This window comes from Microcoleus vaginatus PCC 9802, assembly GCA_022701275.1.
GTDB lineage: Bacteria > Cyanobacteriota > Cyanobacteriia > Cyanobacteriales > Microcoleaceae > Microcoleus > Microcoleus vaginatus_A.
Genome location: CP031740.1, coordinates 5,820,105 through 5,841,902, shown reverse-complemented (window position 1 = coordinate 5,841,902; position 21,798 = coordinate 5,820,105). Strand labels below are relative to the sequence as shown.

Sequence of the window (21,798 nt, the reverse complement as noted above, 5' to 3'; positions counted from 1 at the left end):
ACGGCTCGAATATATCCCGAATCCGTGGCCTCTTTTTGCTAAAATTTATACACCTCCATGTGGCAGATAACAGTTAAGATTAATTGAAAGATTGGAAGGTTTAATGTATTTGTAAATAACCTGGCTGCGTTCGAGTTCGTCGAGAATGTCTGTTCGGCGGATGACTATTTCTACCGATCCAATTAACGGTCACTAATGCAACTTTTTTGGATTTGGGCAGCACCGCGTCCCGGACATCCTTAGCCACAACGACGTAGGTTTGAGAATTTTAGCGGCGGGTGGTTGGTCCTTCTCGGGTAAGAACCGATCGATAGCCGATCGAGAATCTGTGTACAATTGCGCGATCGGGCGATATCCCGGCATTACCGCAGTGAAATCTACTACATCTACTGTTGCGTCCATATCGGCTGACCTCAACTCCGACATTAGCTTGACAAAACTTAGTGTATCTATCTTAGGGCATAAACCGCATAATTTTTGATCGCCAGATCGAAAATTCCCATTATCTGTTAATGAACAACATTTTATACTTTGGTGATCGGGATTAAAGCTTTTTACTTACGTATAACTTTCTCCTGTTAATCTCAAATGCGATTCAATGAACGCGAAATACCGTATAAACACCGCAGTTTCCTGTCTTGAAAAATACCATGGGTAATTAATTGAATTTAATATAGCTCGATCGCCCAAATTTCCGCGAAGCGGCTCAAAAAGTTAATACCTTAAAAAGTCCAAATACAATCTATAGAAATTATAAAGAATCCGTCGTGAAAGGATTGGCATTCTAGTCCCCCCTAGAAAAGGACAGAATCGTTGCATTGTGGTGAAACTCCCCCTCTACTCTACTTCCGGCCTAATAGCCCTCCCAGGGGTTAAAACCAAATCAAATAGTAATAGACAGTAGTCTTCAGATGACTTTACCTAGATTCCGACAGAGGTTAAAACCCCTGTCGGAATCTAGCTTCCCGAGAAGGAAACAGCGTTATTTGAAATTAGTCGATCGCGTCTGCCGCTGTTTCTGCCACTCGTTGAGTTATGTCAATATCTCGATTCACTTTCTAGCAAATATTCTCCGAGGCATCTCCAGCGTTCTATCTTGCATCTCGCGCTGCATCATTGATATTTTCTTGGCCACCGCTGGTACCATATCTCAGCGACTCAGTACCCTCTGATACTCTTTCTTTTGCTCCCTGGGTGGCTTCTTTAACAATATCTTTTGCTCCCTGCAAGCCTTCGCGAGTGTTTTCTTTAAGATTAGAAAGGCCTTGTTTGGTTTTGTCGCCAAAGTTATCAGCTTTGCTCTGAGCTGTGCGAGCATCGTCCTTCACCTTTTCACCAACTTTGGTGAGTTTCTCAGGCGCGTCGTCCGCTACCCGCCGCACGTTTTCGCCTACATTGCTGCTAGATTTGGTTTCAATGCGGTGCTGCGCTTCCTCTTTGAGAAGCTGAGCTTTTGCTTCTTCTGTTGTAAGCTTTCTGTTTCTGGGATCGACATCGCTGTAGTCGTTCATGCCGCCTTTGAATTCGGAAGTTACAGCCCCTGAAGGCACTTCTTCTCTAATTTGGTCGGCAGTTTTTCCTATCCTCGGATCACTTTGTCCTGCCGTCACATCAGTTTTTCCTGCCGTCACATCAGGGCGGCTGCAGGCCGTACTCACTAATACTAAAATGCCAGCCAGAAACACTGTTAAAATTTGTACAGCTCGAATTTTTTTCACAAATGCAGTTAGTCTCTTCATAAAAATGCTCCTTTCTATTGTGAGAGGCTCAAATGCCTGGTGGTTCTGTAGAGGGTTAGCATTACAAAATTAGGCACTTAAACACTTTTTTAGTATAGGAATAGAAACAGGAGCTTTTCATCTATCCCAAGTTAGATTCCTCAAGTTATAGTAGAAGGAAGAAGGAATGGACAATCCTCAATCTTCTACCAATTATTAAAATTCGTAGCACCCCGCGCCCGATACGGCAAAGTCGTTTCCCTACATAGCTGTTTGGTTATCCATGCGCGGACTATGTTGAAATGTTTTGCATTTTCGGCTCAAAAAAAACCTTCTAGTCAGGAACTAGAAGGAAGGTGGTGTATGATCTCAAGTACAACAAGGTCTTTAATCGCAATTGTGGTGGCACATCGCGATCGCACACATCTGTCTAATGGCTGAAAGTATCTGCACAGTTGCTAACCATTTTGAATCGCTATTTTTAGACTTTTGCAGAATTCACCTATCGCTTCTAAACCCTCTTCTGGAGTTCCTTGGGCCAAGCGTTTGACAAAAGCACTGCCAACAATCGCAGCATCTGCACCCCATTCTTTCACTTGGCGAGCGTGTTCGGGTTTCGATATACCAAACCCGACGCCGATGGGTTTGTCGGTGACGGTGCGGAGTTCTTGCAGCAACTCTTTTGCTCTCGTTTCTAAGCCTTCGCGTACTCCCGTAACCCCCGTCACACTGACTAAGTAAATAAATCCTTGAGACTGACGAGCGATCGCTTCTATACGACTTTTGGGACTTGTGGGAGCAACTAATAATGTTAGTTCAATCCCTAATTTGTTGGCAGGTTGGATGAGACTGTCTGCTTCTTCTAAGGGCAAGTCTGGTACAACCAATCCCTGAACTCCAGCACTTTTGATTTGCTGCAAGAAGGTTTCTATACCTCGGTACAAAATCGGGTTGTAGTATGTGAATAGAATGATGGGCGATCGCAAATTCGGACTAACTTTCGCTACCATTTCCAGCACCGAATCTAACCGCGTTCCCCGCTGTAAAGCCCTTGTAGCAGCGGCTTGAATCACTGGCCCGTCAGCTAGCGGGTCAGAATAGGGAACGCCCAGCTCGATCGCATCTGCACCGTTATCATCCAAAATTTGCAGTGCTTTAGCTGTTGTCTCCAAGTCTGGGTCGCCAGCAGTAATAAAAGGAATCAATCCACATTCGTGGTTCTTGCGTAACGTTTCAAAACAATTAGAAATAGTCATTAGTTATTAGTCATCAGTCATTGGTTATCAGTCATCATACATAGGATTTTCCCTCGATCCATCGCAATCAAATTTGTTTGTAGTGAGTAATTCCTTCCTCATAAAACTCCCTCGGACTGAAGTCCTCACTACCAACCTATCGCGCTTATTTTAGGGAACGTGATATCAGTCATCAGTCATTAGTTAGCCGTCAATATCACTATTCATGAATTGTTATTCCCAGTCATTAGTTCAGAGTTTATTGATAGCTAATAACTAATCACTAATAGCTCACTAATAACTAATAACTGAGAACTAAGGACTATTGACTAATTATCTTTTTCCTGCTCAATTTCGGCTTGAAGTTTGGCTAATTCTTCAGGAGTGAGTTCATCGAGCTGCTTCTGCAAGACAGCTTCTTTGTAGTCTTGCAATTGCTGGCTGTAGGTCATATTTTGAGTCAGTGCTCGAAATAAATAAGTCACCAGCCAGCCAATCAAGCCGGCGACCAAAAATAACTGGCTCCAAATCCCTGCATTCATGCTGTCAAGTCCGGCGAATTGCAGTAGCAAGTAGACCAACCCACCTGCTACAAAAAAGCCGATACTGATTCCAATTACGTCAATACGTCGCATTTAGGCTTCTATCTGCCGCCGTTTGGGCCGAAAATTCAAAAATGGAGCTAGGAGAAACATACCTGGGAAGAAGAAGAACATCAAGAAGTACATGAAGCCGCGCTCAAAAGAGGTAGCGATGTACCAGCGGCTGTTCAGGTAAGCGTAGGTGGCGGCGGGTACTACCAGGAGGTAGGCTCCGGCCAAGACGGCGTAAAGCAGTAAGGTAATATACATAGATTTGCTTTAGGGGAATAATAACACGGGTAAGTCAGTTGACACGCTCCGTTAGCTGGTTAACTATTGTACCGCTTGGGGAGATCCAGCGCGACTTTTGGGAATTTTTTGATTAGGGGTTGCGTAAATAGGGATTTTGGCTGTAGAATAAAAGGCTGTTGCTGTTAGTGGCTCAAAAGCACAGCAGCTTGACAAAAAGGGGGCGTGGCGGAATGGTAGACGCTACGGACTTAAAATCCGTTGACCCGAAACGGTCGTGTGGGTTCAAGTCCCTCCGCCCCCATCCATTTCAATCATTTGTGATATCAATTCTGGTTGCACCGGAAGGATTGTTGACTGTTTACTGTTGATATCGTTTCCGGTTGCACGAGCGACATGATATAGAGGACATGGCAGTGCCGTGTCCTCGGTATCATTCCGGTGCAACCGAAAACGATATGATTCAACGGTTTCAGATTTATTGTCACCAATCGTTGTGTTTTTCGCTCAATTTTCGCGCTAATAGTTTTCTAGTATTTCTAAAACCACCTCTATATCTGCCAAGTTCGCCCCGGACTTGTTACGTCGGGCCTTCAATTGGTTGAACAAGTCGGCTGGTTTTGGAAATGGGGCGACGGTGGGAACCGATTTTTTATTTTCATCCCGATCGCCCCGCGTGATATTACGCAGCAACTGGCAAAGTAATCACAAATTCCGTGCCCTGTCCTATTTGAGAATTTACCTCAATTTTGCCTTGATGCTTGGCAAGGATTTGATAGGAAATAGCCAATCCTAATCCAGTACCTTTGCCGATCGACTTTGTAGTAAAAAATGGGTCAAATATTTGTTGCGCACTGGCGGATGCAATTCCGGGCCCGTTATCCCGAATCTTGACGGTGACAGTATTGTCGGGGGTAATTTCCGTGCTAATCCAAATTGTTGGCGAATAGTCTTTGTCTTCCTTTTTCACCTCCTCCAGCGCATCTATTGCATTACTAATAATATTCATAAATACTTGATTCAGTTGCGCGGGAGAGCACTCAAGCGCAGGCAACTTGCCGTATTGTTTAATAACTTGAATACCTTGTTTGAGTCGGTGATTGAGAATTACGAGGGTGCTATCAATTCCTTCGTGAATGTCGGCCGATCTCATTTTTCCGTCGTCCGATCGCGAAAAATTCCGCATGGATACGACAATTTCGCGAATGCGATCGGCTCCCATTTTCATCGAAGAGAGGGTTTTTGGTAAATCTTCTCTGAGAAATTCGAGTTCAATGTCTTCGATGCGCTCTAGAATGGCATCTGGTGGGTTTGGATAATATTCTTGATAGAGAGTTACCAAACCTGCCAAATCTTCGATGTATTGGTTGGCATAGTCAATGTTGCCGCCGATGAAGTTGACGGGATTGTTGATTTCGTGGGCTATCCCTGCAACCATTTGACCGAGAGAGGACATTTTTTCGGTCTGAATTAATTGGGATTGAGTTTGTTTGAGTTCTTTTGTATACTCACTAACTCGCTGAATCAATAGATTGAAAGAGGTCGCTAAAACTCCGATTTCGTCGTTTGTTGTGACTGGTACTTGCAGGTTAAAATTCGATTCGCGAGCGACTTGCTGAGCAAAATTAGTGACGGTTTCGAGGGGTTGGGCGATCGCGCGGCTGGTTTTGTCCGCCAGCGCGACGGCGATGAGTGCTGAAATTAGCATACTCCCGAGAATAATTCGGTTTCGCAAATTTTCAGCTTGTTCTAATGCTTGGGTTCCTTGCTGTTTGTGAATTTCTACTATAGAAATTAGCTCGGTTAAACTTTGAGCAAGGTTATCTAGTACGATCGCCTCTTGACCGCTGCTAGTCCTCAACATTTGTAGCTGTGCGGATTCGAGGCTGTTGGGCTGCAAATTCCAAACTTCCGCTTCTTTTAACTGCAATTTAATTAGCTGACCGTAGTAATCAATGACGAGGGCAGATTTCTTCAAGTGAGCCTGCAATGCTGCCTCTTCTGTTGCTAGTCTATCGGGATTTTCTCGTGCGAAAGATTCAATTTCTGAAATCAGGATTTTCGCCTGATTGATTTGCCCGACAAAGCGATCGTGTTCGTATTGCAGCCACACCGTGTTTCCCAAAACGACTGGCAATCTCGCCGCGTGCGATCGGGCTTCAAATACGGTATTTTGCAAATTTTGCAGCATTTGCTGCTGCTGTTGGGCAACATTCACCTCAACTAAAGCTTGCTTGCGAAAGTAGTCTCCCAATCTCATTCCCGCACCAGTTCCCAAAATCGCTATGCCGATAGCTAAAGCATAACCGTAGCTAATTTTTTGGCTAATTCGCAAATGGTTGCATCCTCCCTTTAGCCCTGTTAGATTAATACTTGAAGTCGGTAACAAAGGTTTTTGAGCATAGTGCTGTTGCTCTACTTTGCTATTTTTGGACTGAGTGTGGGTAAATAATAACATTGAAAGTTCCTCCCAAACAAATCAGGAGTAATTGAGCGAAGAAAAGCAGAATGCACTTATGCTGAAGGCGGAAAGCAGTTTTGAGTGTTTAATTTTGAATTGGGAAATCTTTAACTCAAAACTTAACTCTTCCCGTAGTATCTCTGTTTTTATAGTAGGGTGTTTGTGATCTCTATCAACAATTTATGTGATTATACCCAAATTTACAAAATTTATGGTAACAGTGATTAATATTTTTAGTCAGTTGGGACACAAGGCCCAACTACCGGTTCTCCCCGTTTGTCTTTTTCTGCCAGTTCTAGGTTGAATTCCAGCACTTTTGCTAAAATATCGTCGCTGTCAATAAATCCGTAAGCTGGCATTACTTGGCGATCGAGTTGAGCGGGGAGTTTAAATAGCTGAGTTGTTTGTTCTTCAAAAAACTTCTTGTAAAGTTGAGTAATTCCCCAGTGCTTTGCGGACATTTGTTGAGTGCGGTACACTGAAGTAGTAAGCTCGAAGCGCGAGCGCCTTTCTCATTCCTAAACGTTTTCCATTTTAATAACGTTTTCCCTTTTAATACTATAGCAGGTTCAATATGACTTAAATTATTCTGTTTATAATTATGTTATAGTTATTTCAAATAAAAATGAGACACTAAGTTGCACAATAAGCGCGAATAATCTCATCAAGAGATGTGGCAGAATGCGAATACATTATAGCTCTCTTTAATGCACTAAAATCATGCTCAATATCATTTAAGTCAGGAGAGTATTTTGGTAAAAAAAGTATCTGATGGCCTGCTTCCTCCACCAGCAGTCTAATTGCTGTCTTACGATGAATCGGTGCATTATCCATGATTAATATTGATGGTATTGTTAAAGATGGCAATAAATATAAAGCTAACCACCCTTCAAAACTTTCTGCATTCAAGCTCCCTGTAAAGACCATAGGTGCAATCAAGTCCTTGTTTCCTTTTCTTCTTCCTGCTACTAAATTTTCTCTCTTTCCGCGTTTTCCTTGTCTATCCCCATATACTTTTTTTCCTTTTTTTGACCACGCATAAACACAAGCATGAAACTCTTCAAACCCTGACTCATCAATAAATACAAGGCTTTTACTCCCATGAGCTTTAATTAAATTTCTCAGTGTTTGGTAGTATTGTATTCTTTCTTCTCTATTCCTTTCTCTATAACGATATTCTTTTTTTTTCTCGTAATTTTCATTTTCTTTAAGGCATAGCATATGGCACTCGCTCTCACCCCGAATTTCCTTGCTCTTTCTATTAATCTTGCTTCGGGATTTTCTTCTACATCTTTTCTGAGCGCTTCCCAGTCTATCTTTCGCTCACGGTGTTCTACCTTAGTGGCTCGAAGGTCTTCCCTCCCTAGCCATCTGTATATTGTTGCTCTTCCTACTTTAAACAGGGCGGCGGCTTTAGTTATACCCCCTCCATTTTCCACATAATCCACTACTCTTTTTCTTAAATCTAGACTGTATGCCATTTTTCGGCTCCGAGTTAACAATTTTTCTTGATTTTACATCATCTTGCATTTGTCTCAGATTTATTTGAAATGACTATATCTTGACCAAGAAATAAGTACAAAATACTTCCTTGGCTCGCCAGGGCCTTAAGTCCCTGTCTAATAGCAAAAGTAGGTTGAAACCGACTGAAATACTAATTTTTCCGTTCTATGCAAGAGGACTTCAGCTTTGAGGCAGGGGTTGAAACCCCTGCTTGAGTGTCGGACTGGATCAGTGACCGATCATCCAAGGTCGTCCCCCTCGGTGTTCGCGATTCCGCTGCGGTTTAGGTTCCTCAGAACGCTTAACTACCTGCGGTTCCCGATTTTCTTGACCTTTCAACCGCAGCTTTCCAGTTAGAATCATCGGCGGCGAAAAGATGCGTTTAGCAACTGTTTCGCAACTCGGACAAAGCACCGGTGTATCTGCTTCTGCAAGAGGGCGCCACTTATCAAAAGTGCCGCAAGTTTCACACTTAAAATCGTAAAGAGGCATATCAATTTTTGATGGTAAATTTGGAGGCAATGACTAGGCGGCGGGCAGCGCCCGCCCTACTAATTGAGGACTTACGCAAGAAAGCAATTTTTAGACTATTTGTGGGGGTAAGGTGCGCCGAAGCGCACCCTACAAAAGCGAATCTCTGCGTAAATCCTGTAATTAAGACGGCAGAATATCCATCTGGAAAATTTCTGTCGGTAAAGCAATAGTGCAGCAAGCATTGGGAATATCCACAATGCCGCTGATGCGACCCTCAACCGGAGCACAACTTAAGAGCAAATACGCTTGTTCTCCGGTAAAACCAAACTTTTTCAAATATTCGATCGCATTCAAACAAGCTCGGCGATAAGCAACGTGGGCATCCATATAATACTGCTGACCAGTAAATTCATCAACAGAAATCCCTTCAAAAACGAGGTACTCAGAATAGCGGGGTTCCACCGGCCCGGGTTTGAAAATCGGGTTGACCATCGCGTATTTATCCATGCCACCTTTGATAATATCAACGTGGAGGTCGATGTACCCCGACATTTCAATTGCCCCGCAGAATGAAATCTCCCCGTCTCCTTGAGAAAAGTGAATATCTCCCATCGAAAGTTTCGCGCCTTCGACATAAACCGGGAAATAAATTCTCGAACCCCGCGACAGGTTTTTAATATCGCAATTGCCGCCGTGTTCCCGGGGAGGAACTGTGCGCGCTGCTTCTGCCGCAACTCGCTCGAATTCTGCCCCTTGCAGCGACCCCAAAACTGCATTCTTGGGGTTCGGCAGTGCTGCTAAAGGCGGCACTCGATCGGGATTTGTTGCTACTAATTCCGCTTCCCGTTTGTTCCATTTATTCAACAATTCCTGAGAAGGAGCGCAGCCGATTAAACCCGGATGAGTAATCCCAGCAAACCTGACTTTTGGTATGTGTCGAGAAGCGGTATAAATTCCCTGAAAATCCCAAATTGCTTTAGCAGCAGTCGGAAAATGTTCGGTCAAGAAACCGCCGCCGTTTTCTTTAGCAAAAATTCCGGTAAAACCCCATTCTTCTCCTTGCAAAGCCCCGATATCGAGGATATCGACTACTAAAATATCCCCTGGCTGCGCGCCGTTAACGTAAATTGGCCCGCTCAAAACGTGAACTACTGTTAAGTCTACATCGCGAATGTCGTCGGGACTGTCGTCATTTTTAATTTGTCCGTCTGTCCAGTCTTTGCACTCGATGCGAAATACATCGCCGGGATTGACGGAAACTACTGCTGGAATATCTGGATGCCAGCGATTGTGACCGACTAATTCCTGTTCTGACATCGGTTTGGTCAAATCAACTTTGAAGAGAACTTGAGGCATATTCTGCACTCCTCTAGTTACTGATTTTTACATGGTACGCGCATCTTCGCCGATCTGATGGTTGATAAATGTAAATTATTATACTAATAAGTGCAGAAACCAAAAATATTTCAGATAACGATTATCATTATTTAACTAATTGCAGGGAAGCGCCGCAGTCGTGGTATGTTTTTGATTGGGAATGTTTTTAAATTAAAAAATTAGTGACTAAAAATTTGACCAAACAACATATAGATCAAGTTGAAAATGGATGGCACGGTCGCCTGAATTTAGCCTACGCTAACCGCAGCGGTGCAACTCAAATCATTCACAATCAAATGCAAGCACCCCTCAAGGTGCAGCGTCCGTTTTATCCTGAAGGGAAAGAGGTTTGCCACAGCGTCATTTTGCACACGGCTGGGGGAGTTGTCGGGGGCGATCGACTTTCCAGCCATTTTCACCTCCAACCCAACGCCAAAGCCTTGATTACCAGCGCCGCTGCTAGTAAAATCTATCGTAGCAGCGGACTAGAATCACAACAAAATATTGACATCAAACTAGAAGCCGGTGCTAATTTAGAATGGCTGCCACAGGAAACAATAGTTTTTGACGGCGCAATATATAGGCAAAACTTGCGGGTAGAATTAGCACCAACAGCCAGGATTTTACTGTGGGAAATTACCAGATTGGGACGCAGTGCTAGGGGCGAAAAGTTCTTGTCTGGAGAATGGCGATCGCACACCGAGGTCTGGCAACAAAACAGCCCTTTATGGATTGACAGACAATTGCTCAAAGGTGGAGAAAAAATGCTCGAAAGCCCTCACGGTCTCGGAGGAAAACCCGTAGTTGCCACCCTCGCTTGGGTAGGCGAACCCGTCACCACAGAGTTCGTGGAAAAAGTGCGAAATTTGCCATCTGAGGCAACAATTTATCCTGGTAATTCTACCGTCGGCGTGACTCGTATTCCTAACGGTTTGCTGTGCCGATATCGCGGTACATCTACAACCGCAGCTAGAGACTGGTTTGTCAACATTTGGCAGTTGCTGCGCTTGTCTTTTTCACAACGCCCTTGCTGTTTGCCCAGAGTTTGGATAAAATAGGATGATATTTGAGTTTCAATGTATAGTTGCCCTCCTAACTAGATTATTCATCTCTCTCTTCTCTGACTCTGCGCCCTCTGGGCCCTTTGCGGTTTAATCATTCAGAAACAACCGTAAACGATATCATCACCAAATAATGCGATCGCACTTACAAGAATAAAAATGCAACTCACCCCCCAAGAAAAAGACAAGCTGCTGATTTTCACCGCCGCCCTGGTAGCAGAGCGCCGGAAACAAAGAGGTTTAAAATTAAACTATCCAGAAGCACTAGCCTACATTTCTGCAGCCATTTTAGAAGGAGCCAGAGACGGTCTTACCGTCGCCGATTTAATGAGTTATGGAACAACTCTCCTGACGCGGGAAGATGTGATGGAAGGGATAGCAGAAATGGTGCATGAAGTCCAGGTTGAGGCGACTTTCCCCGACGGAACTAAGTTGGTAACAGTGCACGATCCGATCCGTTAAAAAATCAACCACAGAGACTCATAGGAGGAAAAGATGATTCCAGGAGAAATGATTGTTTCAGCAGGCGAAATAGAATTAAATGCCGATCGCCCAACGGTGCGGTTGCTGGTAGGAAATAAAGGCGATCGACCCATACAAGTTGGCTCCCACTATCACTTTTACGAAGCTAACGAAGCCTTAGAATTTAATCGAGAACAAGCCAAAGGAATGCGGTTGGATATCCCCGCAGGTACAGCAGTCAGGTTTGAACCGGGAGATGAAAGGGAAGTTCAATTAGTGCCGTTTGTTGGTAGTCGTCAAGTCTACGGCTTTAATGGAAAAGTGAACGGTCATCTGGATGCTGAAGTATGAAGCCAGATGACCGTTCACGATTGTTGATTTGGGAATTTTAAACTTTTTAACTTCAAAGTTCTGCCAGTTTCCAAAAAGAATGCAACTGTAGGAAATATCCACACCATGATAGTAATAATTCATCGGCAATCCCCCATCTAACATGGTATCACTTCCAGCCCTCTGCCTGGAGAGTGACAAAGCCGTCTCACAACTTTTTCTCTGTCTTCTGTATAAGTCCATTCTGCCTTTCTTTTGTTAGTTTAATCTCCGACTTTTGAGCGAGTTACAATCTGCTGTCTGGGATCTACCGTGGTTGTTAAAACTGCAAAGATATACAGCAAAAGTGCGTGATGAACCCAAAATTAGTTGACCAGATAAAACAGACATTGAAGCAGAGCTTGCTGGCAACATCAAGGCGTGTCTGGAGAACCCCGTTAGACCGGCGCACCAGCATCAAATTGTTAGATGACAGCATCATTTATAAAAAGCAGCACCAACCTATCAATATACCCGCATTAACCTCGGTAAAAAAAGTGCCTTCTCGGTTTTTTGCCACGGAAAAAACCGTGTCTTTCGACCCAGATTATGTGTGGAAGATTACCCTAAATCAACAAATAAATTCTCTAACTATTTGTACGTCTGGCAACACGCTGCTGAATAACAAGTTGCTTTTAGACTTGGATTTTCGGATTAGCGGTGCGGGCATTCTGGAATGGCCTTACAAACCTAACCAAATTACCTATCCGCTGGTAGTTGCTCCTTGGTCGCATTTGTGGTGTAGTTATTATGATTATGTCATTTTTGTGCTGGCTAAACTTTGTCGAATTGAGGAGGCTTTAGGTAAGGAAATTTGGCAAAAAGCTAAAATTTGTTATCCTTTACGACATACAGATTTTGAGTGGGGCTTTATGACCAAACTCGGTATTCCTGAAAGTTCACTAATCGACACTCGGGCTAGAGATACGGGATATCATGCAGAAAGCGTGGTGGTGGGAAACAATCAAGACTGGTATTTTCCCAGTCCTTACGATATAGACCTTTTGCGGAAAAAATTCTGTCTTAAGGAAAAGGTAAAGCCTTATAGAAAACTTTATCTGTCTAGAAGCGGCCGGCGCAAGGTTAAAAATGAAGTACAAGTGCGAGAGGTTTTGAAAGAATTTGATTTTGAAATTTTGGAAGATATCTCGCGCACAGTTGATGAACAAATTCGTCTGTTTGCAGAAGCGGCGGTGGTTGTCGGCCCTCACGGGGCTGGTTTTACAAATTTGCTGTGGTGTCAGCCGGGAACGAAAGTATTGGAATTCTTTTATGGAGGGTACACTCCGCCCTATTTCTATTACATTTGCCAGCTATTGGGATTAGAATACTCTCGTATGGTTGATGACAAGAATGTAGCGGAAGATTGGAGTTTCATTGGCATGGATATGACGGTAGATGTGGAGATTTTGAAAAGGGAAATCCAGAAAATGCTGGAGTAAATTTGCCCCTTGATAGCATTTGCGATTTTCGATTGGGAAGAATTGATGCCTATCGGGGTTTAAAGCTTGCCTAATGTTGTATTTTTTTTTACTGTTTCAGATTGAGGAACTCGTCACATACTATAATTCAAGTGGGTCTCAACTGCTAACTAAAAATTTATTAATATTAGGAGGGAGCATGAGTTACAGAATGGAGCGCCGCGCTTACGCGGAAACCTTCGGGCCGACTGTGGGCGATCGCGTCCGGTTAGCCGATACAGAATTATTCATAGAAGTTGAAAAAAACTTCACAACCTACGGGGATGAAGTTAAATTTGGCGGTGGCAAAGTCATTCGCGACGGCATGGGACAATCGCCTATTTCTAATGCAGACGGCGCTGTTGACACGGTAATTACTAATGCTTTAATATTAGACTGGTGGGGAATTGTTAAAGCAGATGTGGGGATTAAAGACGGCAAAATTTACAAAATTGGTAAAGCCGGAAATCCTTATATTCAAGATAGGGTAGATATTATTATCGGGCCTGGTACTGAAGTAATTGCGGGTGAAGGAATGATTCTCACCGCCGGGGGAATTGACAGTCACATTCACTTTATTTGCCCGCAACAAATAGAAGTAGCGATCGCCTCCGGCATCACGACAATGATCGGCGGCGGCACTGGCCCCGCAACGGGTACAAACGCCACAACTTGCACTCCCGGGCCTTGGCATATGTACCGGATGCTGCAAGCTGCTGACGCTTTTCCCGTAAATCTAGGGTTTTTAGGTAAAGGAAATAGCAGTCAACCCCAAGCATTAGTTGAACAAATATTAGCCGGTGCAATGGGTTTGAAACTCCACGAAGATTGGGGAACTACACCAGCAACAATCGACACTTGTTTGAATGTAGCTGACGAGTACGATGTGCAAGTTGCAATTCACACGGATACTCTCAATGAAGCGGGATTTGTGGAAGCTACAATTGCGGCTTTTAAAAATCGCGCTATTCATACTTACCACACCGAAGGTGCTGGTGGCGGACACGCACCGGATATTATTAAAGTGTGCGGACAAGCTAATGTTTTGCCATCGTCAACTAACCCGACTCGCCCTTACACTGTCAATACTTTAGAAGAACATTTAGATATGTTGATGGTTTGCCACCATTTGGATCGAGGCATTCCTGAAGATGTGGCTTTTGCTGAATCGAGAATTAGAAGGGAAACTATTGCTGCTGAGGATATTTTGCACGATTTAGGTGCGTTTAGTATGATTTCTTCTGATTCTCAGGCGATGGGAAGAGTGGGAGAGGTGATTATTCGGACTTGGCAAACGGCTCATAAAATGAAGGTTCAAAGGGGGATTTTGAACGGGCAAGATGCCCGTTCCACAGGTGATTTAGACTGGCAAGATGCCCGTTCCACAGGGGGAGAAAATGACAATTATCGGGTGAAGCGGTACATTGCGAAATATACAATTAATCCGGCGATTACTCACGGAATTAGTCAGTATGTCGGTTCGGTGGAAGAGGGAAAATTGGCGGATTTGTGTTTGTGGCGGCCGGCTTTTTTTGGGGTGAAACCGGAACTGGTAATTAAAGGAGGGGCGATCGCCTACGGGCAGATGGGAGATGCTAACGCCAGCATTCCCACGCCGCAACCGGTGCATATGAGGCCGATGTTTGGCAGTTTTGGCGGTGCGATTGGGGCGACTTGTCTGACGTTTGTTTCCCAAGCTGCGCGCGATCGAGATATTGCCGCACAGCTCGGTTTGCAAAAGCCCACTGTAGCAGTTTCCGGGACGCGACAAATTAGCAAAAGAGACATGAAACTCAACGATTATTTGCCACAAATGGAAGTCGACCCAGAAACTTATGAAGTCAGGGCGGATGGGGAATTGTTAACTTGCGAACCGGCAACAGTTTTGCCAATGGCGCAGCGATACTTTTTGTTTTGATGCTAAATCTGTTGTAAATAGGTGATTCGCTCATCAACCTCTTATTTTTCGTAGAAACGGGGTTGATGAGCGTAATTACTAACAAATAAAATGTCCTTGAGTTCGCAGGAAGTGACGCAAGTGTTCTGAATATGATTTTATTTGGATAAATTGAGCGAGCGTAGTATCAAACCCTGACACAAAAACCAAAAATAAAGTGCAATATTAATCCCGCTCAACAGCTTCGGTATTCCCTCCAGCAAGCTCGAAACAATCTCGTTTTTTAAAGGCAGCGCTTCTGCAAAAAAGGCAACAAATAACAAACCAACGCCACTCAGCAGTAAAGCATAGGGAGTCGAGCGAATTTGTCTCCGAAAAGCTAATCCGTATGCAATTGCCAGCACGGCGTAAAATATGACAATTGTCACTTTCGGGAAACCCGCACGTCCCAGATGAACGTGGGTGCGAAAAACTTCATTGAACAGAAAGCAACCGGCAAATAGTGCCGAATATAAAATAAATCGATTTTCTGGGCGGTCTGGTTGAATAATTCTCAGCAATCCAAAGGTAAAAGCGCACACCATTACCGATAAATAAAATAACATTTGAAACGCTAAAAAAAAGAAACCTGCACCCGGATACGTGGCAGAGCAAGGAGGCAAAAATAACCCTTTTACCGAAGAACCAAATAAACTCAGACACGCCGTCACTAGCCCAACCAGCATTAAAGTTAGACTGTTTAAAAACAACACAGTTCTGTAACTTGCCATAATTTAATACCAATTATCCAAAATCATGCAACTGTTATGAGTTTTTGGTTTGTTTCCTGAAAGACTGTATGCACCCTACAGCTACTGTTGCAGGATTTTTTAGAATTAGTATAAGATCGGGGTTTTCAATTGGCAACAGCGGTAAGGGGTGCACTGCGCACTCTACATAATACCAAATCGGGTTGGGAAACCCCGCCATATAATGCTAATTGCCACCACTGGCAAAAATTGCTTTAACTTATAATTCCTGAACCGAGATGATGCTGTTTTGGAGTCGAGCGGGCGTTATACCTGGAACAAAACCTAGGAAATCTCCGGTATTCCTGAGTTTGATGAGCGTCCCTGAAAGCACTTGCGGTGGAGGATTTAACTCCGATGGCGTCATCAAGATTTTCACATCTTCTGGCACATCAAACTGTATAAAAATAGTTGTATTGGTCAACTCTTCCAAAACTACATCGTTAGGTGTCAAACCACTTGCTAATCCAATCCGATCGAAACCCAATCTGAAATGGTTAATCAGATCGGCTTGATTGATATCAGTAACTCCGGGTTCAGGTTGGAGAACGTACAAGTTTCTTCCTGTCCATTTAGGGAGATTTCCCCCGATGCTAGAAACTACACCTGCTAAAAAGTCTCGACCCAAACCTCCAATCAGAGTGTCATTGCCGTAACCGCTGTAGAGAATGTCATTGCCTCTACCGCCCAATAAAATATCATCGTCTCCGTTATCTATAATCCAATCTGCATCTTGACCCCCACTTAAATAGTTATTTCCCTCATTTCCTTGCAAAAAGTCTTTCCCTCTTCCTCCAAATAAAGAATCATCTCCCTCATCCCCTCTGAAACTATCTTCCCCGTCATTACCAAATACCAAATCATTAGCTAAAGATCCGTGAACTGTATCGTTACCTCCGAGCATCCAAATTCCTGAAGGGAAGTTAGTTACTTCTCCAAATTGGGAATTAACATCGTATAAATCAACTAATTCGGATTTGTCTTCGCCAATTAAGCGGGGTATTCCTGATGGATCTGTTCGTAAAGTCATAAGTTCGTTTCTCCTTGCGATGTCTCGATTTATTTTTCTACTCAGGCAAAGCTTCCGACTTTTATGCAAAAAAATAAGTTTTATTTTTTAAAGCACAGATTGCGAGAAAGTTTTGCCAGTAATTACAGGGATGTTTCTGTACGGGCAGTTTCTAGACAATTACCCAGTTTGGATTGGCTGTTGCAGTCAAAATTTGCTCAACCTGAGCCGGAGTTAGATTCGGATTGGCATTCAAAACTAAAGCCGCTACACCCGCTACGTGAGGGGCTGCCATCGATGTGCCGCTGTAGGTTTCGTAGGTGTTGTAGGGAGTTGTAGAATAGATGTCTACTCCCGGTGCAACTACGTAATCCAAAGGTCTGGCACCTGCACGGTTAAAGAATTGATTCATCCTGCCATTTATATCAATTCCTCCCACAGCAATTCCGAAGCGATCGGCATATCTAGCTGGATAGTCTGGTTCATAAAAACCATCATTTCCTGCTGACATGACGACAACAACTCCTTTGTTAGTGGCATACTGAATTGCCTCATTAACCTCCATGCTAGGCGACCAGCCACCAATACTAAAGTTAATTACATTAGCTCCATTATCAGCAGCATAGCGAATTCCAGCAGCAAAATTATTGAAGTTCCCATAGCCAAATTCCGGCAAAACTCTCACAGGCATAATCTTTGCATTGTAGGCAACTCCAGTTATGCCAAAATCATTTCGTTCTGCCGCGATCGCACCTGCTACGTGAGTCCCGTGACCGTCCAAATCCCCATCCATTGGGTTGTTGTCGTTCCACACAAAATCCCAACCCCGAATATCATCAATATATCCGTTGCGATCGTCGTCAATTCGGTTATTGGGAATGTCATCCGCATTCTGCCAAATATTGGCATCTAAATCGGGATGGGTGTAGTCAACACCGCTATCGACAACAGCGACTACGATGCCATTTCCGGTAATTCCCCCCTGCCAAACTTCCGGCGCATTTACCATGTCTCTTGCCCAATCATTCCCGCCCAAATTAGGAACTTCGGGGAACTTAACTGGACTGTTAAAAGTGCGGGCTACTGCTGCATTTGCATCCACTAAACCGTATCCGTAATTGCTGCTAAAACCAGTACCAGGCGTTGCAGCAAGATTCAGGTTGTAATTCTTATAGTCAAAGTAACTATAAACTGCGACATAGTAATCTCCAGGAGTCAGGTTGAAGAAATTTATTTCGCCGGATGCACCGGGTGAGGCATAATCGCTGCCAAGAAGTTCATCATAATCAGCCTCGCCGTTGCGATTCTTATCTTGAATCAACTCGATTCCTGCTCCATTCAAAACATCGATGTGCAAGCTTACATCGCTATTGTTGTTAATAGTAAAGCGGTAATAATCCTCGTTATCGTCAACTCCGACAAAATCATTGAAGGTGAGGCGATTGTTATCAGCAACACCAATATTGCGTGCAGTGGCTAAGGAGTTGTCTGGGTCTGATAAATTCAACTGATTAGCCGTTCTCGTCGCTGTGAGGGGATCTGTGCCGACAGCGATCGCATCTGAGTTCGATTTTTCTTGAGCAGCAGATGTACCGCTAGCGACGTAATTGTTGGCTGAGTAACTGAGGATCTCGCTGCTTTGGGCTACTACAAAATCTGCTATTTGTTGTTGTTCGCCGATCGCCATCCCTGTCAAATTATCAGTGTCAAAGCCGTTGCTAGGGACGCTACCGTTAAATTGACTGGATGCAGTGAAAAAGTTAAGCTGACCGCTATTACCAAAGGTTGTTAATGCTGCGGTGGGCTGCTGTTCGCGATCGATTGCAAGTATACCGAGCGTACTTTCCATAAATTGGCTCCGATAATTTGAGATTCACTTTTGTTGACGGGAGACAATGCTTGATTTTAAATTAATTAACATTCTTCCATCGGCGAGATGATAAGTCAATTCATAAATTCATTGCTTGAGTTCATAAAAGTCATAACCCTAATTTCATAAAAGTCATATTTTTCGGCAAGTTATGCCGTTTCAAGCTGAAGCTGTTGTTTTTGCGTCAAAACCATCGCTATGTGTTTTTCGTAATAGGCAGCTTCGTTAATGAATACAGGGAAAACAGTAGATTCTCCTTGATAGGGGAGTGATTCTCCCGTAAATGTGAGAAACATCGGTTCACCGGGATGCAAGGGTTCATAGTCTTTGAACTGAAGTTGGGGGTGGATCGCAGCTTGCAGTTCACCTACTGAGTTTCTGGGATAGTCTACTGAGCCGATCGCCTGATATACAGTTAAGTGTGATGGTGTAGGAAGCGGCTTTCCCCGATTTTGTGCGTCGAGATAATCCAGAATGGCGTGAACCAGCATTTCGGTTTGCTGAAGCTGACGGGCGTTAATGACTCCCTGGGCGATTGGCCCAACTTCTATGGTGCAACCGAAAGCAGAGAGCGATCGAAGCATTGGGGCATCCTGACCTGAATGCTCTCCCAAACAAACTCGCAGTGAGGGCTCGATCTCACTCAAATAAGCTAATAATTGCAAATTGAATGGATGTTTGCTAGATGGTAAAATTGTCAGCCCCATGTTGGCCGTTGTGCTGTGAAGGTCAACGATCGCATCAGCCCCATGTTCGTCTTTCGGACATAGTTGGGCGGAGATTTCCTTAGCACGTCTGTTCTCGTAACCCATCAAATCTGGGTTAGACAAATCTTCCTCGGCAAAGCAACGGTTCAAATCGCGATCGACATAACGCCGATTGGACTTTACCGCTTGAGGATTAGCTAATAGAGTAACCACCTCAAAGCTCGATCGTTTCAGTAAGTCTGGGAATTGTTGAAACTTCTTAATCAGATAAACCCCAGTCAACTCGTTTCCGTGGGTTCCTCCCACAACTGCAACTCGTCGAATTACTTGCGAAATCATGAATAATCCTCATTAAGCAATACTTAAATGGGTATTGCGTGCCGAAATTTATAACTATTACTTTCAAGATAAAGAAGTTAGTGCTGTATGTCAAATACTATTTTTTATATAACAATATACTTAAAAAATATAGTATTTAATCCCCGTTACAAAAGAGAATGTAACTGTAGGCCAGTGCTCCCAACCATGATAGTAATCATTCATTCCCAATCGTTCTATTCTCAAATCTAAAATCTAAAATCGTATAACCTATGGAACTTCGCCATCTTCGTTACTTCATTGCAGTGGCAGACGAACTGAGCTTTAGCCGTGCTGCAGAGCGATTGCACATTGCCCAACCCCCCCTAAGTCAACAAATTAAAGATTTAGAGGCTGAACTGGGTGTGAAGCTATTCGATCGCAAAAGTCACCCGATTCAGCTAACCCCAGCAGGACAGGCGTTTTTAGAAGAAGCTCGCGCAACTTTGGTACAGTTAGAACAAGCGGTACATAAAACCCAGCGCATTGATCAGGGTGAATTGGGTTATTTGACGGTGGGTTTTCCCAGTTCGATCGCGAATGGTGTCTTTCCAGAGATTCTGCGAACTTTTCGACAGCAATATCCAGAGGTACAACTGATTTTGCAGGAAGAACACAGCGCTTTCTTAATTCAGAGGTTGCGCGATCGCCAGACTGATATCATTTTTCTCTATCTCTACCACGATATTTCTGAAGCGAATGATTTAGAAACGATGTCTCTCACGCAAGAACCACTTGTCGTCGTTTTACCCAAAAACCATCCGCTTACAGCCCAATCCAAAATTTCGCTTTCCGACCTAAAGGATCAAGAATTTGTAATGCCCCTTCATCAGATTGTGGCTGGCTTATCTGAGGAAATTTACCATGTATGTTCGCAAGCAGGGTTTGTTCCTAAAGTTGCTCAAACAGCCGTGTTTATGGTCACAATTTTGGGATTAGTCGCAGGCGAAACAGGTATCAGCATTCTGCCATCTCACGTACAGAATATTCAACGCGAAGGAGTGGTCTATCGTCAGATTCAGGAACAAACGACAACCACTCAATTAACTGCGGTTTGGCGGCATAATCATTCGTCCACCATTTTGCAGCAATTCCTCAATATTATTAAACCCCTCTCAATTTATAGCAATCCTAAATGATTTGTGAGAAACAGGCATAGGTAAAAAGCTTTGAAAAGTCCAGCAAGTAAGCTGCGTTGCCATCAACAATCTGCAAGTTTTATCCAATATCTCGCAGATCCGCACCCTACAGATTAACACCACACAATATAGCTGCTACTCTAGTTCATGAACCTGGAATATGCGGTATTAACTGTTACTTGCCGCAATGGGCGAAAGTAGAAAACAGATTAATTTTTGTAACTCTCCACGCTTGTCATGTCTGCGCGCCAGCAAAAAGACTGTACCTAGTTATGCTTTTATCGCTGTCCACATAACTTTGCCAACTTCATGCAGCAACTGTTGGATACTAGCCTGGAAACTCCCTTGGTATAGGACTTACTTGCGAGCTCATGTTCTATCCGACTTGCTTGCTAAAATTTTGAATTTGACCTTGGCAAGTTCGACAACTAGAACCGCCGACTTTCTGCCAAATTTCTAACTGCGAAGTCAATCCATATTTGCCATTGCTGGATTGTATCCACATCCCCTCCGCGCGGAGGTGCGGACAAAATAGATTCGCGCGGGTGTATGGCGAGCGAGTAATATTTCTGAATAGTGGCTGCCTATTCTTTCTAGGCTAGTATCCCATTTGGGTTGGCTATTGTCGTCAAGATATACTCAACTTGAGCCGGAGTAAGAGTCGGGTTGGCATTCAAAACCAAAGCCCGTACACCCGCTACGGAGAGTCTTAATCGCTCGGTAAACTCAATTTTAATACCTGTCCAACAGATACCTCGTGCTTGTGCGTCGCTACTACCACGGCACCTTCTAATCGCGGATCGTAACATCCAACCCAAGCCGCAGGATGACATTCGTGTACTAAATACCCGTACAGCCAAATTGCTCCTCTACCTTCAATGACAATTCCTTGGCTGAATTGAACGTCTTGAGGAAGTTTCAAACCTTGTAAATCATTTGGCGTGATGATACCGTCTTGAGTTGTAATACGCAAGCGCAAATGTTGGTAAGCTAAACCGTCTTGAGTTTGATTGGGGATTATTTTTAATTCAATAGGATTCATTGGATGCACAAATGTGGAAGGCTGGGATAAAATCATATA

At 43.8% G+C, this 21,798-nt stretch carries 20 protein-coding genes, 1 tRNA gene and 2 pseudogenes; 7 read left to right on the top strand and 16 right to left on the bottom strand.

The genetic code is table 11. The features are described from left to right. Positions 1-192 precede the first annotated feature (192 nt). From D0A34_24270 to D0A34_24250, 5 genes are all read right to left on the bottom strand, one after another. The gene (locus tag D0A34_24270; protein UNU22446.1) at positions 193-402 is read right to left on the bottom strand and encodes a hypothetical protein; all 210 of its coding nucleotides are present in this window, start codon (positions 400-402) and stop codon (positions 193-195) included. Between the two features lie 689 nt (positions 403-1,091). After that, positions 1,092-1,739: a hypothetical protein gene (locus tag D0A34_24265; GenBank protein UNU21544.1), complete on the bottom strand. Its 648-nt coding sequence runs from the start codon at positions 1,737-1,739 to the stop codon at positions 1,092-1,094. 437 nt (positions 1,740-2,176) lie between these two features. Then, positions 2,177-2,974 (bottom strand): tryptophan synthase subunit alpha, encoded by a 798-nt coding sequence (trpA, locus tag D0A34_24260; protein UNU21543.1) that lies wholly within the window; start codon positions 2,972-2,974, stop codon positions 2,177-2,179. Between the two features lie 308 nt (positions 2,975-3,282). After that, the gene (locus tag D0A34_24255) at positions 3,283-3,588 is read right to left on the bottom strand and encodes a DUF3007 family protein (protein ID UNU21542.1); all 306 of its coding nucleotides are present in this window, start codon (positions 3,586-3,588) and stop codon (positions 3,283-3,285) included. Next, entirely contained in the window at positions 3,589-3,804 is a 216-nt protein-coding gene (locus D0A34_24250) for an NAD(P)H-quinone oxidoreductase (GenBank protein UNU21541.1), read from the bottom strand. A gap of 198 nt (positions 3,805-4,002) precedes the next feature. On the opposite strand from D0A34_24250, the gene D0A34_24245 reads away from it, so the two are divergent. After that, positions 4,003-4,087 (top strand) — tRNA-Leu (locus D0A34_24245). A 215-nt stretch (positions 4,088-4,302) separates the two neighbouring features. Here the strand turns inward: D0A34_24245 and D0A34_24240 are convergent. From D0A34_24240 to D0A34_24215, 6 genes and pseudogenes are all read right to left on the bottom strand, one after another. Further along, positions 4,303-4,458 (bottom strand): annotated as a pseudogene (locus D0A34_24240) (flagellar alpha dynein). A 7-nt stretch (positions 4,459-4,465) separates the two neighbouring features. Next, positions 4,466-6,241 carry a sensor histidine kinase gene (locus tag D0A34_24235; protein UNU21540.1) on the bottom strand — a complete coding sequence of 592 codons (1,776 nt, stop codon included), beginning with the start codon at positions 6,239-6,241 and terminating at the stop codon, positions 4,466-4,468. 236 nt (positions 6,242-6,477) lie between these two features. After that, complete coding sequence (locus tag D0A34_24230; GenBank protein ID UNU21539.1) at positions 6,478-6,705, bottom strand: hypothetical protein; 228 nt, start codon at positions 6,703-6,705, stop codon at positions 6,478-6,480. A gap of 172 nt (positions 6,706-6,877) precedes the next feature. Continuing rightward, positions 6,878-7,725 (bottom strand): annotated as a pseudogene (locus tag D0A34_24225) (IS630 family transposase). Positions 7,726-7,975: 250 nt separating this feature from the next. After that, positions 7,976-8,239, bottom strand: a complete 264-nt coding sequence (locus D0A34_24220) for a zinc ribbon domain-containing protein (protein ID UNU21538.1) — start codon at positions 8,237-8,239, stop codon at positions 7,976-7,978. Between the two features lie 162 nt (positions 8,240-8,401). Continuing rightward, the gene (locus tag D0A34_24215) at positions 8,402-9,577 is read right to left on the bottom strand and encodes an acetamidase/formamidase family protein (GenBank protein UNU21537.1); all 1,176 of its coding nucleotides are present in this window, start codon (positions 9,575-9,577) and stop codon (positions 8,402-8,404) included. Between the two features lie 203 nt (positions 9,578-9,780). On the opposite strand from D0A34_24215, the gene D0A34_24210 reads away from it, so the two are divergent. The 5 genes from D0A34_24210 (at position 9,781) to ureC (ending at position 14,868) form a co-directional block, all read left to right on the top strand. Further along, complete coding sequence (locus tag D0A34_24210) at positions 9,781-10,656, top strand: urease accessory protein (protein UNU21536.1); 876 nt, start codon at positions 9,781-9,783, stop codon at positions 10,654-10,656. Positions 10,657-10,818: 162 nt separating this feature from the next. Then, positions 10,819-11,121: an urease subunit gamma gene (gene ureA, locus D0A34_24205; protein ID UNU21535.1), complete on the top strand. Its 303-nt coding sequence runs from the start codon at positions 10,819-10,821 to the stop codon at positions 11,119-11,121. A 33-nt stretch (positions 11,122-11,154) separates the two neighbouring features. Beyond that, entirely contained in the window at positions 11,155-11,472 is a 318-nt protein-coding gene (locus tag D0A34_24200) for an urease subunit beta (GenBank protein UNU21534.1), read from the top strand. Positions 11,473-11,801: 329 nt separating this feature from the next. Further along, positions 11,802-12,932 carry a glycosyltransferase family 61 protein gene (locus tag D0A34_24195; protein UNU21533.1) on the top strand — a complete coding sequence of 377 codons (1,131 nt, stop codon included), beginning with the start codon at positions 11,802-11,804 and terminating at the stop codon, positions 12,930-12,932. A gap of 178 nt (positions 12,933-13,110) precedes the next feature. Further along, entirely contained in the window at positions 13,111-14,868 is a 1,758-nt protein-coding gene (ureC, locus tag D0A34_24190; GenBank protein ID UNU22445.1) for an urease subunit alpha, read from the top strand. Positions 14,869-15,005: 137 nt separating this feature from the next. Here the strand turns inward: ureC and D0A34_24185 are convergent, their stop codons facing one another. From D0A34_24185 to D0A34_24170, 4 genes are all read right to left on the bottom strand, one after another. Further along, positions 15,006-15,617, bottom strand: coding sequence for a hypothetical protein (locus D0A34_24185; protein UNU21532.1), 612 nt, complete (start codon positions 15,615-15,617; stop codon positions 15,006-15,008). Between the two features lie 238 nt (positions 15,618-15,855). Further along, positions 15,856-16,665, bottom strand: a complete 810-nt coding sequence (locus D0A34_24180) for a calcium-binding protein (GenBank protein UNU21531.1) — start codon at positions 16,663-16,665, stop codon at positions 15,856-15,858. Between the two features lie 151 nt (positions 16,666-16,816). After that, a complete protein-coding gene (locus D0A34_24175) occupies positions 16,817-18,493 on the bottom strand; it encodes a peptidase S8 (protein UNU21530.1) in 1,677 nt (558 codons plus the stop codon). Between the two features lie 170 nt (positions 18,494-18,663). Beyond that, entirely contained in the window at positions 18,664-19,560 is an 897-nt protein-coding gene (locus D0A34_24170; protein UNU21529.1) for an aspartoacylase, read from the bottom strand. 251 nt (positions 19,561-19,811) lie between these two features. Here D0A34_24170 and D0A34_24165 point away from each other — a divergent pair, with 251 nt between their 5' ends. After that, positions 19,812-20,717, top strand: coding sequence for a LysR family transcriptional regulator (locus D0A34_24165; protein ID UNU21528.1), 906 nt, complete (start codon positions 19,812-19,814; stop codon positions 20,715-20,717). A gap of 709 nt (positions 20,718-21,426) precedes the next feature. Here the strand turns inward: D0A34_24165 and csx3 are convergent. Continuing rightward, positions 21,427-21,759 carry a CRISPR-associated protein Csx3 gene (gene csx3 / locus D0A34_24160; GenBank protein ID UNU22444.1) on the bottom strand — a complete coding sequence of 111 codons (333 nt, stop codon included), beginning with the start codon at positions 21,757-21,759 and terminating at the stop codon, positions 21,427-21,429. Between the last annotated feature and the right edge of the window lie 39 nt (positions 21,760-21,798).

What these genes read in the sequence shown, in the direction of transcription:
- D0A34_24270 (UNU22446.1), bottom strand. Translation starts at nt 402, where the DNA reads ATGGACGCAACAGTAGATGTAGTAGATTTCACTGCGGTAATGCCGGGA.
- D0A34_24265 (UNU21544.1), bottom strand. Translation starts at nt 1,739, where the DNA reads ATGAAGAGACTAACTGCATTTGTGAAAAAAATTCGAGCTGTACAAATT.
- trpA (UNU21543.1), bottom strand. Translation starts at nt 2,974, where the DNA reads ATGACTATTTCTAATTGTTTTGAAACGTTACGCAAGAACCACGAATGT.
- D0A34_24255 (UNU21542.1), bottom strand. Translation starts at nt 3,588, where the DNA reads ATGCGACGTATTGACGTAATTGGAATCAGTATCGGCTTTTTTGTAGCA.
- D0A34_24250 (UNU21541.1), bottom strand. Translation starts at nt 3,804, where the DNA reads ATGTATATTACCTTACTGCTTTACGCCGTCTTGGCCGGAGCCTACCTC.
- D0A34_24235 (UNU21540.1), bottom strand. Translation starts at nt 6,241, where the DNA reads ATGTTATTATTTACCCACACTCAGTCCAAAAATAGCAAAGTAGAGCAA.
- D0A34_24230 (UNU21539.1), bottom strand. Translation starts at nt 6,705, where the DNA reads ATGTCCGCAAAGCACTGGGGAATTACTCAACTTTACAAGAAGTTTTTT.
- D0A34_24220 (UNU21538.1), bottom strand. Translation starts at nt 8,239, where the DNA reads ATGCCTCTTTACGATTTTAAGTGTGAAACTTGCGGCACTTTTGATAAG.
- D0A34_24215 (UNU21537.1), bottom strand. Translation starts at nt 9,577, where the DNA reads ATGCCTCAAGTTCTCTTCAAAGTTGATTTGACCAAACCGATGTCAGAA.
- ureA (UNU21535.1), top strand. Translation starts at nt 10,819, where the DNA reads ATGCAACTCACCCCCCAAGAAAAAGACAAGCTGCTGATTTTCACCGCC.
- D0A34_24200 (UNU21534.1), top strand. Translation starts at nt 11,155, where the DNA reads ATGATTCCAGGAGAAATGATTGTTTCAGCAGGCGAAATAGAATTAAAT.
- ureC (UNU22445.1), top strand. Translation starts at nt 13,111, where the DNA reads ATGAGTTACAGAATGGAGCGCCGCGCTTACGCGGAAACCTTCGGGCCG.
- D0A34_24185 (UNU21532.1), bottom strand. Translation starts at nt 15,617, where the DNA reads ATGGCAAGTTACAGAACTGTGTTGTTTTTAAACAGTCTAACTTTAATG.
- D0A34_24180 (UNU21531.1), bottom strand. Translation starts at nt 16,665, where the DNA reads ATGACTTTACGAACAGATCCATCAGGAATACCCCGCTTAATTGGCGAA.
- D0A34_24175 (UNU21530.1), bottom strand. Translation starts at nt 18,493, where the DNA reads ATGGAAAGTACGCTCGGTATACTTGCAATCGATCGCGAACAGCAGCCC.
- D0A34_24170 (UNU21529.1), bottom strand. Translation starts at nt 19,560, where the DNA reads ATGATTTCGCAAGTAATTCGACGAGTTGCAGTTGTGGGAGGAACCCAC.
- D0A34_24165 (UNU21528.1), top strand. Translation starts at nt 19,812, where the DNA reads ATGGAACTTCGCCATCTTCGTTACTTCATTGCAGTGGCAGACGAACTG.
- csx3 (UNU22444.1), bottom strand. Translation starts at nt 21,759, where the DNA reads ATGAATCCTATTGAATTAAAAATAATCCCCAATCAAACTCAAGACGGT.